The 12,199-nt window shown below is 62.5% G+C and carries 8 protein-coding genes; 5 read left to right on the forward strand and 3 right to left on the reverse strand.

Annotated features, from left to right (window positions below; all coding sequences use genetic code 11):
• Nucleotides 1-84 precede the first annotated feature (84 nt).
• From panB to AC0ZZU_RS08505, 5 genes are all read left to right on the forward strand, one after another.
• Nucleotides 85-885, forward strand: a complete 801-nt coding sequence (gene panB / locus AC0ZZU_RS08485) for a 3-methyl-2-oxobutanoate hydroxymethyltransferase (RefSeq protein WP_476340063.1) — start codon at nt 85-87, stop codon at nt 883-885.
• The gene (panC, locus tag AC0ZZU_RS08490) at nt 882-1,742 is read left to right on the forward strand and encodes a pantoate--beta-alanine ligase (RefSeq protein WP_476340064.1); all 861 of its coding nucleotides are present in this window, start codon (nt 882-884) and stop codon (nt 1,740-1,742) included. Before panB ends, panC begins: the two co-directional genes overlap by 4 nt.
• 127 nt (nt 1,743-1,869) lie before the next feature.
• Nucleotides 1,870-3,534 carry a glucose-6-phosphate isomerase gene (gene pgi, locus AC0ZZU_RS08495; protein ID WP_476340065.1) on the forward strand — a complete coding sequence of 555 codons (1,665 nt, stop codon included), beginning with the start codon at nt 1,870-1,872 and terminating at the stop codon, nt 3,532-3,534.
• A 106-nt stretch (nt 3,535-3,640) separates the two neighbouring features.
• A complete protein-coding gene (gene acs / locus AC0ZZU_RS08500) occupies nt 3,641-5,575 on the forward strand; it encodes an acetate--CoA ligase (protein WP_476340066.1) in 1,935 nt (644 codons plus the stop codon).
• Between the two features lie 245 nt (nt 5,576-5,820).
• A complete protein-coding gene (locus AC0ZZU_RS08505; protein ID WP_476340068.1) occupies nt 5,821-8,766 on the forward strand; it encodes a DUF748 domain-containing protein in 2,946 nt (981 codons plus the stop codon).
• Between the two features lie 116 nt (nt 8,767-8,882).
• Here AC0ZZU_RS08505 and AC0ZZU_RS08510 read toward each other — a convergent pair whose 3' ends face one another.
• The 3 genes from AC0ZZU_RS08510 to rpsO all read right to left on the reverse strand — a co-directional run bounded on the left by AC0ZZU_RS08510 (nt 8,883) and on the right by rpsO (nt 12,128).
• Entirely contained in the window at nt 8,883-9,236 is a 354-nt protein-coding gene (locus tag AC0ZZU_RS08510; protein WP_476340069.1) for a BON domain-containing protein, read from the reverse strand.
• A gap of 266 nt (nt 9,237-9,502) precedes the next feature.
• Entirely contained in the window at nt 9,503-11,608 is a 2,106-nt protein-coding gene (pnp, locus tag AC0ZZU_RS08515; RefSeq protein WP_158461682.1) for a polyribonucleotide nucleotidyltransferase, read from the reverse strand.
• A 250-nt stretch (nt 11,609-11,858) separates the two neighbouring features.
• Complete coding sequence (gene rpsO, locus AC0ZZU_RS08520; protein WP_158461683.1) at nt 11,859-12,128, reverse strand: 30S ribosomal protein S15; 270 nt, start codon at nt 12,126-12,128, stop codon at nt 11,859-11,861.
• Nucleotides 12,129-12,199: the final 71 nt, after the last annotated feature.

The raw sequence follows: 12,199 nt of genomic DNA on the forward strand, positions 1-12,199 counted from the left end.
ACCACGCTCGATGATGTGCTGTTCCAGCCGATGAATACACGCGTTGCACGCAGTTGTTCACAGCGCCTGAAGAGGATTTTTCACATGCCTGATGTAACCCTGACCACCCTCCATGGCTTGAAGGCCAAGGGTGAAAAAATCACCATGCTGACCTGCTACGACGCGACTTTTGCCAAGGCCGCCAGCCAGGCGGGCGTGGACGTGCTGTTGGTGGGTGACTCACTGGGCATGGTCCTGCAGGGCCATGACAGCACACTGCCGGTCACTACCACCGAAATGGCCTACCACACCGCCTGCGTGAAACGCGGCAACGAGGGTGCGCTGATTCTTGCCGACCTGCCGTTCATGGCCCATGCCACCCCCGAGCAAGCCTTCGCCAACTGCGCCACGCTGATGCAGGCCGGCGCACACATGATCAAGCTGGAAGGCGCCGCCTGGCTGGGCGAGACCATTCGCCTGCTGGCAGAACGGGGCGTGCCAGTCTGCGCGCACATGGGCCTGACGCCGCAGACGGTCAACGTGCTCGGCGGCTACAAGGTGCAAGGCCGCCAGGAAGCCCAGGCCCGGCAGATGCGCGCCGATGCCATTGCCCTGGAGCAGGCAGGCGCGGCCATGCTGCTGCTCGAATGCGTGCCCAGCGAGCTGGCCGCTGAAATTACCCAGGCCGTGGGTATCCCGGTGATCGGCATCGGGGCGGGCAGCGCCACCGACGGCCAGGTCCTGGTACTGCACGACATGCTTGGCCTGTCCCTCACCGGCAGGGTGCCCAAGTTCGTGAAGAACTTCATGGTCGGCCAGCCCGACATCCAGAGTGCCCTGCGCGCCTATGTCGGCGCGGTCAAGGACGTCAGTTTCCCCGGTAGCGAACACGGATTCAGCGCATGAACACAGTCAAGACCGTCCGCGAACTGCGCGCCGCCGTTGCGCGCGCCCGTAGCGAAGGCAAGCGCATCGGCTTCGTGCCGACCATGGGCAACTTGCACAGCGGCCACGCGGCGCTGGTCACCAAGGCCTGCCAACGCGTGGATTTCGTGGTCGCCAGCATCTTCGTCAATCCGTTGCAGTTCGGTGCCAACGAAGACCTCGCCAGTTATCCCCGCACCCTGGCGGCCGATCAGGAACGGCTGCTGCAGGCCGGCTGCCACCTGCTGTTCGCCCCCACCGTGGACGAGATGTATCCCCACGGCATGGGTGGACAGACCCGCGTCAGCGTGCCGCAACTTTCCGAAGGCCTGTGTGGCGCCAGTCGCCCTGGGCATTTCGAGGGCGTGGCAACAGTCGTCAGCAAGCTGTTCAACATGGTCCAACCTGACCTTGCGGTATTCGGGCAGAAAGATTTCCAGCAACTGGCGGTGATCCGCGCCCTGGTGCGCGACCTGAACATGCCGATCCAGATCATTGGCGAGCCCACCGTGCGCGCCGACGATGGCCTGGCGCTGTCGTCGCGCAACGGCTACCTGACAGCAGAGCAACGGGCCATCGCGCCGGTGGTCTACCAGGTGCTGCGCCAGATGGGCGAGGCCATCGGCAACGGCGAGCGCGATTACCCAGCACTGATCGCAGCTGGCCAGCAGCGGCTGGCCGCGGCCGGACTGCGCCCGGATTACCTGGAAGTGCGCCAGGCGCTGAGCCTGCGCCCGGCCACCGCCGAAGACCGCGACCTGGTGATCCTGGCCGCGGCTTTCCTGGGCAGCACACGGCTGATCGACAACCTGCATCTGGATCTTGACGCCCGCAGCTAGCATTTTCGCGATTGAACTGGCCTGAGGCCACCAGCGCCGCAGGCTGTGCCTATAATGAAAACCGGCCTGCAACCGCAGGCACTGCCAGTTGTCCAAGGCAGGTTCACGCACCTAGGAACCCCGCGCAATGGCGTATTACCGTACTCCTCATGATGTGACGGCCCTGCCCGCCTGGCAGGCGCTTCAGCAACACCGTGATGCCATGCAAGGCTTCAGCATGCGCGATGCCTTTGCTGAAAACCCCAAGCGGTTCGAGCAATTCTCCCTCAGCACCTGCGGCCTGTTTCTCGACTACTCGAAAAACCTGATCACCGACCAGACCCGCGAGCTGCTTGTAGGCCTTGCCAACGAAGCCGGCCTGCAGGACGCCATCAAGGCCATGTTCGGCGGCGAGATCATCAATGCCTCCGAAGGGCGCCCGGTGCTGCACACTGCACTGCGCCGGCCGGTGGGCGACAAGTTGAGCGTCAACGGCGTCAACGTGATGCCCGAAGTGCACAAGGTCCTGAACCAGATCACCGAGCTGGTCACCCGTATCCATGACGGCCTGTGGCGCGGCTACAGCGAGAAGCCGATCACCGACGTGGTCAACATCGGTATCGGCGGCTCGTTCCTTGGCCCGGAGCTGGTGTCCGAGGCCTTGATGCCCTATGCCCAGCGCGGAGTGCGCTGCCACTACCTGGCGAACATCGACGGCAGCGAGTTCCACGAGCTGTCGGCCAAGCTGCGCGCCGAGACCACGCTGTTCATTGTTTCGTCGAAGTCCTTCAACACCCTCGAAACCCTGAAAAACGCCATGGCCGCCCGGACCTGGTACCTGGCGCAGGGTGGCTCCGAAGCCGAGCTTTACCGCCACTTCATCGCCGTGTCGAGCAACAAGACCGCGGCCGTGGCCTTTGGTATCCGTGAAGAGAACATCTTCCCGATGTGGGACTGGGTAGGCGGACGCTATTCGCTGTGGTCGGCCATCGGCCTGCCGATCGCACTGGCCATCGGGACCGCCAACTTCAAGGAACTGCTGTCCGGTGCCTACACCATGGACCAGCATTTCCAGACCGCCCCGTTCGAGCAGAACCTGCCGGTGCTGCTGGCCTTGCTGGGCGTGTGGTACGGCAACTTCTGGGATGCGCGAAGCCACGCGATCCTGCCGTACGACCATTACCTGCGCAACATCACCAAGCACCTGCAGCAGCTCGACATGGAGTCCAATGGCAAGAGCGTGCTGCAGGACGGCACGCCGGTTAAGCTCGATACCGGTCCGGTGATCTGGGGCGGCGTCGGCTGCAACGGCCAGCATGCGTATCACCAGTTGCTGCACCAGGGCACCCAGCTGATCCCGGCGGACTTCATCGTCCCGGTGGTGAGCTTCAACCCGGTGGCCGACCACCACCAGTGGCTCTACGCCAACTGCCTGTCGCAGAGCCAGGCGCTGATGCTCGGCAAGACCCGCGCCGAGGCCGAAAGCGAACTGCGTGAAAAAGGCATGAGCCAGGCAGATATCGACAAGCTGGCGCCGCACAAGGTGATCCCGGGCAACCGCCCGAGCAACACCCTGGTGGTCGAGCGCATCAGCCCACGCCGCCTGGGCGCGCTGGTGGCGATGTACGAGCACAAGGTCTTCGTGCAGAGCGTGATCTGGGGCATCAATGCCTTCGACCAGTGGGGCGTGGAGCTGGGCAAGGAGCTGGGCAAGGGTGTCTACCAGCGCCTTACCGGCACTCAGGAAGAAACAGCTGAAGACGGCTCTACCCAAGGCCTGATCAACTACTTCCGCAGTCGCCACCGCGGCTGACCGCACCTGCCTGAAACCCCGGTCGCGGGCCCCTCCCGCGATCGGCGGCTACACTGTTCTATCGAATAGCCGTGCGTCGGCGCCGACTGGAGCAGGACACCCCGCCATGTTCGATATCCGCGATTACCCTCACGCTTTTTCCGTCAGCCAGGCCGCCGGGCTTTCCGAGGCCGACTACCAGCACCTCTACCGGCAGTCAGTCGAGGATCCCGATGCGTTCTGGGCCGAGCAGGCCAAGCGGCTGGACTGGATCAAGCCATGGTCACAGGTGCAGCGGTGCGACCTGAAAAAAGGCGAGGCCCGCTGGTTCGACGGTGGCCAGCTCAACGTCAGCTACAACTGCATCGACCGCCACCTGGCCAACCGCGGCGACCAGACCGCCCTGCTCTGGGAAGGCGACGATCCAAGCGACTCCAAGGCCATCAGCTATCGCGAACTGCATCGCCAGGTCTGTCGGCTCGCCAACGCGCTCAAGCAGCGCGGCGTGAAAAAAGGCGACCGGGTGTGCATCTACATGCCGATGATCCCCGAGGCGGCCTACGCCATGCTGGCCTGCACGCGTATCGGCGCGGTGCACTCGGTGGTATTTGGAGGGTTTTCGCCCGATGCGCTGCGTGACCGTATCCTGGACTCGGATTGCCGCACGCTGATCACCGCCGACGAGGGCATTCGCGGCGGCAAGCGCGTAGCCCTCAAGCAGAACGTCGACAAGGCACTGCTCAGTTGCCCGAATGTCGCCAGCGTGTTCGTGGTCAAGCGCACCAAGGCCCAGGTCGAGTGGCAGGAAGGGCGTGACCTCTGGTACCACGAATCGGTCGAAAAGGCAGGCGACGACTGCCCTCCCGAGCCAATGGACGCCGAGGACCCGCTGTTCATCCTGTACACCTCTGGCAGTACCGGAAAACCCAAAGGGGTGCTGCACACGACCGCGGGCTATCTGCTGCAGGTGGCCCTCACTTTCAAGACCGTCTTCGACTACCGCGACGGCGAGGTGTTCTGGTGCACGGCCGACGTCGGCTGGGTCACCGGGCACAGTTACATTCTCTACGGCCCCCTGGCCAACGGCGCGGTTTCGCTGATGTTCGAGGGCGTGCCCAACTACCCCGACGCCTCGCGTTTCTGGCAGGTCGTGGACAAGCACCAGGTCAATATCTTCTATACCGCGCCTACCGCCCTGCGCGCCTTGATGCGCGAAGGCCCCGGCCCGCTGCAAGGCACCTCGCGGCGCAGCCTGCGCCTGCTCGGCAGCGTTGGCGAACCGATCAACCCGGAAGCCTGGGAGTGGTACTTCGAGGAGGTCGGGCGCAAGCGTTGCCCTATCGTCGACACCTGGTGGCAGACCGAGACCGGCGGCATCATGCTCAGTCCACTGCCCGGCACCCAGCGCCTCAAGCCAGGCTGCGCGACGCAACCGATGTTTGGCGTGCAACCGGTGTTGCTGGACGACAAAGGCAAGCTGATCGAGGGTGCCGGCAGCGGCCTGCTGGCGATCAAGGCGAGCTGGCCGGGACAGATCCGCAGCGTCTACGGTGACCACCAGCGCATGGTCGATACCTACTTCAAGCCGATGCCGGGCTATTACTTCACCGGCGACGGGGCGCGTCGTGATGCCGACGGCGATTACTGGATCACCGGGCGCATCGACGATGTGATCAATGTGTCCGGGCACCGGATCGGCACCGCCGAAGTCGAGAGCGCGCTGGTGCTGCATGACAGCATTGCCGAGGCGGCCGTGGTCGGCTATCCCCACGACCTCAAGGGCCAGGGCATCTATGCCTTTGTCACCGCCATGAACGGCGTCGAACCCGACGATGCGCTCAAGGCCGAGCTGCTGGCCCTGGTCAGCAAGGAGATCGGCAGCTTCGCCAAGCCGGAACTGATCCAGTGGGCGCCTGCGTTGCCCAAGACCCGCTCGGGCAAGATCATGCGGCGCATCCTGCGCAAGATCGCCTGCAATGAGCTGGACACGCTGGGCGACACCTCGACCCTGGCCGATCCGAGTGTGGTGCAGGGGTTGATCGACAAGCGGCTGAATCAATGACAAGGCGTCGTACTTCTGTGGCCACCCTGTGGGAGCGGCCTCGTGCCGCGATCGGCTGCGAAGCAGTCGTGAAATCAGCAACCGTGTTTAACCAGGCACACTGCGGACACAGGGTTACGGTCCCTTCGGGCCCGATCGCGGGACGAGCCCGCTCCCACAGGGTCAGGTGATTTTCATCCCGGGTTCGGAACCGATTTAACCTGCCATACTCCAAGCACTCCCGCTTGTGACCGACGACGCCACACATGCCCAAAGGATTGAAACGCGCACTTGGCGCCCTGCTGGCCCTCGTGGCCCTGTACAGCCTGCTGGGTTTCCTGATCGTTCCCGGCGTCGCGCTGCGCGTCGCCAACCAGCAACTGGCCCAGTACGCGACAACGCCCGCGCACCTGCAGCGCATCGAATTCAATCCCTACAGCCTCGAGCTGACCCTCTGGGGCCTGCAGATCGGTGAACCGGGCAAGGAGCAGGTCGGCTTCGAGCGCCTCTACGCCAACCTGCAACTAGACAGTCTTTGGAGCAAGGCGCTGAACCTGTCTGCCGTCGAACTCGACAAGCCGCGGACCGAGCTGCTGTTCGCCAAGGATGGCAGCCTCAACCTGACCCGACTGTTCAAGCTGCCCGCCTCCGAGCCCAAGCCCGACGAGCCGCCCAGCGAGCCCTTCCCGCTGCGTATTGCGAGCATCAAGCTGAGCGAAGGCTACCTGCATTTCCAGGACCTGCGCCCAAGCGAGCCCATCGAGTTTCTCTACGATTCGATGAACCTGGAGCTCAAGAACCTCAGCACCCTGCCCGACGACAACGCCGACATGACCCTGGTCGCCAACGGCCCCGAGGGCGGACGTATCGACTGGAAAGGCACCTTGAGCCTGTCGCCCATTGCCTCCGAAGGCACCCTGAAGATCACCGATGGCAAGATGAAGCTCTGGTGGCCGTACGTGCGCGATGCCGTGCCGCTGGTGCTTGAGAATGGCCTGTTGAACCTCGACACCCACTACAAGCTCAACCTCGCCAAGAACACCGAATTGCTGCTGGACAAGACCTCGCTGCGTATCGCGCCCTTTGCCATCAAGGCACCCGATGGCCGCCCGCTGGTGCGCCTTGCGAGCCTGGCGGTCAGTGAGTCGTCCATTGACCTCGCCAAGCAGCGTGTGACCGTGGGCAAGCTGCGCAGCGAAAAGCTGGAGACCTGGGCTGCCCTCGAAAGCGACGGCCAGCTCGACTGGCAGAAGCTGTTCGCCGGCCAACCGGCCAAGGCGACCCCACAGCAGAAAGCCGAACCCGCCGCGGCCGAGCCTTCCAAACAGGAAAAAGCCGCCGCGCAGGCGAGCAAGCCTTGGCAGGTACTGCTCAAGGACGTGCAGCTGCGCAATTACCAGGTCCACCTGGCCGATCGCAGCCAGAAAGATCCCGTAGCCCTGGATGTCGGCCCGCTGAATGTCGACCTGCAGGGTTTCGATAGCCTCAACCAGTCGCCCTTCACCCTGCGGCTCGACACCGGCGTGGGCAAGCAGGGCAAGCTGCAGGCGTCGGGGCAGGTAAACCTGGCGCCCGTCAGCGCCCGGCTCGACGTCAGCACCCATGATATCGACCTGCGCGTGGCCCAGGCCTACATCACCCCGCTCATGCGCCTGGAACTGCGCAGCGGCATGCTGGCGAGCGATCTCAAGGTCGACCTGGCCAGCACCGAGCCACTGGCCTTTACCGTCGAAGGCAAGGCACGGGTGAGCCAGCTGCACACGCTGGACACCATCAAGGACCGGGATTTCGTCAAATGGCAGCAGCTTGACCTGGAAGGCCTCAGCTACCGCCACGGCGATGCGCTTTCGATCGCCAAGGTCGATCTGCTCCAGCCCTACGCGCGCTTCATGATCAACGAGGACCGCACCACCAACATCGACGACCTGCTGATCGCCCAGCCCGCAGATGCACCCGCCGCCAGTACGACCAAGACCGCCAAGACCGCTCCTGCCAGCAGCGCCAAGCCCCTGGGCGTGCGGATCGGGCAGATCAGCATCAACGACGGTTCGGCCAACTTCGCCGACTTCAGCCTGACGCCGAATTTCGCCACGGCAGTCCAGCAGCTCAATGGCCAGATCGGCACCATCGACAATCGCCAGCCCGATCCGGCCAAGGTCGACATCAAGGGCAAGGTCGACCGTTACGCGCCTGTCACCATCAAAGGGGCCCTGAACCCCTTCGACCCGATGGCCAGCCTCGACATCGCGACCAGCTTCCGCCGCGTCGAGCTGACCACGCTCACGCCCTACTCCGGCAAGTTCGCCGGCTACCGCATCCGCAAGGGGCGGCTTAACCTCGACCTGCACTACCTGATCACCAAAGGCCAGCTCAAGGCGGAGAACAAGGTAGTGGTCGAACAGTTGCAGTTGGGCGAGAAGGTCGAAAGCCCGGATGCCGTGGACCTCCCGCTTCGCCTGGCAGTGGCCCTGCTCAAGGACACCGAGGGCAAGATCTCCATCGAGCTGCCCGTGTCAGGTGACCTGAACAACCCGCAGTTCAGCGTCATGCCGATTGTCTGGCAGACCTTGCGCAACCTGGTGCTGCGCGCGGCGCAAGCGCCCTTCAAGTTCATCGGCGGGCTGGTGAGTGGTGGCGGGTCGGAGGATCTGGGCACCGTAGCCTTCGCGCCCGGCTCCAGCGACCTCAGTGACGAAGCCCAGGGTGCCCTGGACAAACTCGGCGCGGCCCTCAAGGAGCGCCCTGCCCTGCGCCTGGAGATCGAAGGCACCAGTGCGCAGGCCAGCGACGGTCCCCTGATCGCGCAGCAACGCCTGGAGCGTGAATACCAGAGCATCTGGTACAAGATCCTGCAGCGCCGTGGCGACAAGGTCCCTGCCAATGCCTCGATGCTGCAGGTCGACGAAGAAGACAAGCCTGCGATGCTCGAAGGCATCTACAGAACGCGCCTCAAGCAGCAGCCACCTGCGCAATGGGAGCAGCTCGACCGCGATGACCGTACCGCCAGGCTGCATGATGCAGTGATTTCTTCGTGGGCCCAGAACGCTGCGCTGCTGCGCCAGCTGGGCCAGGCCAGGGCCAGCAGCATCAAGGACTACCTGGTGGACAAAGGGCAGCTTGCCGATGACCGGGTGTATTTCATCGACACCCGCCTTGGGCAGGCCGAAAGCGATGGCCGCATCGTGACGCCAATGCATCTGGATGCGGAATAAGCCTTCCCGGCAAATTCCGTCCAAAAAAAACCCCAGCCTGTGCTGGGGTTTTTTCATGTAGGCGACCAAGTCCTTTTGGTCTTCGCATGAACCGATGGATCAAGCGAGGGAAACACTTACTCGGCTTTCAGGCCGCCAGCCGAAACATCACGCACGCCTTTGATCTTCTTGGTGATGGCAACGGCCATGTCTTTCTGCGATTCGGTCACGGCTACATCGGAAGACAGGGAGACAACACCCTTGTTGGTTTCAACCTTGATGTCGCTACCTGGGATGCCCTTCTCGGTCAGCAAGTCCGCCTTGACCTTGGTGGTGATCCAGGTATCGCTGGTTTCTTCCTTGGCCTTGGTCATTTCACCAGCGGCAAGCACCATTGGCGCCTGAGTGGTCGACTGGGCGGCGAACGCAGCGTTGGTCATGGTCAGGGTCAGAGCGGTGGCAGCAGCAGCAGCAATGGCAAACTTCTTCATACGAGACACTCCTGTTTTTCGAAAGGTCTGCGCCGAAAGTCCTGGCGGCAGATGTGCAAGTATCATTGCAGGGCTCGTGCCAGCTTTTTCAAAAACAATAAAACCTTATAAAACAACGACTTAACATTTCATGGCATTGCGCTATTTCGTGCAAATTGCAAGCAACCGCATAATCCTGCATGCAAGATGCAAGTACGCAAAAAGTTGCATTCGAGCATAAAAAAAAAGGACTCCGAAGAGTCCTTTTTCAGTACCGCCAGGCCGTCTTAGACGCCAGAAGCCTTGGCTGCTGCTACATCCTTGATCGAGAGCTTGATACGGCCGCGGTTGTCCACGTCCAGTACCAGCACTTCAACTTCCTGGCCTTCCTTCAGAATGTCAGTGACCTTCTCGACACGCGCATCGCTGAGCATGGAGATGTGCACCAGGCCGTCCTTGCCCGGCAGGATATTGACGAACGCGCCGAAGTCGACGATACGCTCGACCTTGCCGACGTAGATCTTGCCGATCTCGGCTTCGGCGGTAATGCCCAGGACGCGCTGGCGTGCTGCCTCGGCCGCTTCCTTGGTTTCGCCGAAGATCTTGATCGAGCCGTCGTCTTCGATGTCGATCGAAGCCTTGGTCTCTTCGCAGATGGCGCGGATGGTGGCGCCGCCCTTGCCGATGACATCACGGATCTTGTCGGTGTCGATCTTCATCGCGATCATGGTCGGCGCGTTGGCCGACAGCTCGGTACGCGACTGGCCAATGATCTGGTTCATCTGGCCGAGGATGTTCAGGCGCGCTTCCAGGGCTTGGCCCAGGGCGATTTCCATGATCTCTTCGGTGATGCCGTTGATCTTGATGTCCATCTGCAGCGCGGTGACGCCTTTGGCGGTACCGGCTACCTTGAAGTCCATGTCGCCCAGGTGGTCTTCGTCACCCAGGATGTCGGTCAGGATCGCGAACTTCTCGCCTTCCTTGACCAGGCCCATGGCGATACCGGCAACTGGCGCCTTCATCGGTACACCGGCGTCCATCAGTGCCAGGGAAGCACCGCAGACCGAAGCCATGGAGCTCGAACCGTTGGATTCGGTGATTTCCGATACCACACGGATGGTGTACGGGAACACGTCAGCGGCAGGCAGCATGGCCTGGACCGAACGGCGGGCCAGACGGCCGTGGCCGATTTCGCGACGGCCAGCGCCACCCATGCGGCCACACTCGCCCACCGAGAACGGCGGGAAGTTGTAGTGCAGCATGAAGGGGTCTTTCTTCTCGCCTTCGAGGGTGTCCAGCAGCTGCGCGTCACGGGCGGTACCCAGGGTCGCAACGACCAGTGCCTGGGTTTCGCCACGGGTGAACAGCGCGGAACCGTGGGTTTTCGGCAGGACACCGACTTCGATGTTCAGCGGGCGCACGGTCTTGGTGTCGCGGCCGTCGATACGTGGCTTGCCGTTGACGATGTTCTCGCGAACGGTGCGGTATTCGATCTCACCGAAGATCTCTTTGACTTCGGCCGAGGTCGGCTGGCCTTCTTCGCCGGAGAACTTGGCGATCACCTGCTCACGCAGCTCACCCAGGCGGGCGTAGCGGTCAGCCTTGACGGTGATGGTGTAGGCGTCGGAAACCGCGGCACCGAACTCGCCACGGATGGCGCTCAGCAGTGGGGTGTTCTCGGCCTTGGCAGTCCAGTCCCAGGTAGGCTTGGCAGCTTCGGCGGCCAGCTCTTTGACGGCCTTGATGACAGCCTGGAATTCGTCGTGGGCAAACAGCACGGCGCCCAGCATCTGGTCTTCGGTCAGCTCCTTGGCTTCCGATTCAACCATCAGCACGGCGTCGGAGGTACCGGCAACGACCATGTCCAGGCTCGAGGCAGCCAGTTGCTCGTAGGTCGGGTTCAGCAGGTAGCCGGTGCTTTCATGGAAAGCGACACGGGCAGCGCCGATCGGGCCTTCGAAAGGAATGCCGGAGATAGCCAGTGCAGCCGAGGTACCGATCATCGCAGCGATGTCCGGATCGGTCTTCTTGCTGGTGGAAACCACGGTGCAGACGACCTGCACTTCGTTCATGAACCCTTCTGGGAACAGCGGGCGGATCGGACGGTCGATCAGGCGCGAAGTCAGGGTTTCTTTCTCGGAAGGACGGCCTTCACGCTTGAAGAAACCACCAGGGATCTTGCCAGCGGCGTAGGTCTTTTCCTGGTAATGAACGGACAGCGGGAAGAAGCCCTTGCCCGGATCTGCCTGCTTGGCACCGACCACGGTCACCAGCACGGTGACATCGTTATCGACGGTGACCAGCACTGCGCCGGACGCTTGACGAGCGATTCGGCCCGTCTCGAGAGTTACGGTCGATTGACCGAACTGAAATTGTTTGATTACCGGGTTCACGGTTTCCTACCTTTTCAATGGCTCTGTGGGGAACTGGTTCTTGCGAATTCTTGGGCAGAACGGGGATTCGGCCCCATTGACCGTCCAGATAAAACTAAAGGTTGGGAGCCTGCCCTGCCCTTGCGGAAAACCGCTCGGGAAGAACAGACAGCCAACCTTCTAGATACGCGCGGCGTGCTCACCAATGCGGGGGCCAGAGGCTCCGCCTGGTGACTGCAGCACGCCGTGCACACCACTGGCCAGGCCGCTATTAGCGACGCAGGCCCAGACGACCGATCAGGGCGCTGTAACGGGTGGTGTCTTTACCTTTCAGGTAGTCCAGCAGCTTGCGACGCTGGTTTACCATGCGGATCAGACCACGACGGGAGTGGTGGTCTTTGCCGTTGGCCTTGAAGTGGCCTTGCAGCTTGTTGATGTTGGCGGTCAGCAGAGCAACCTGCACTTCCGGGCTACCGGTGTCGCCGGCGGCTTGCTGATAATCGGCAACGATCTGGGCTTTGTCTTCAACGCTGAGGGCCATGAGGCATCTCCTGATAACGGATCCCGCGAGCGGGGTCCAATAGGCCAGGGAATGAAATCCCTGTATTCATA

It is taken from the genome of Pseudomonas sp. JE3303, assembly GCF_056312565.1.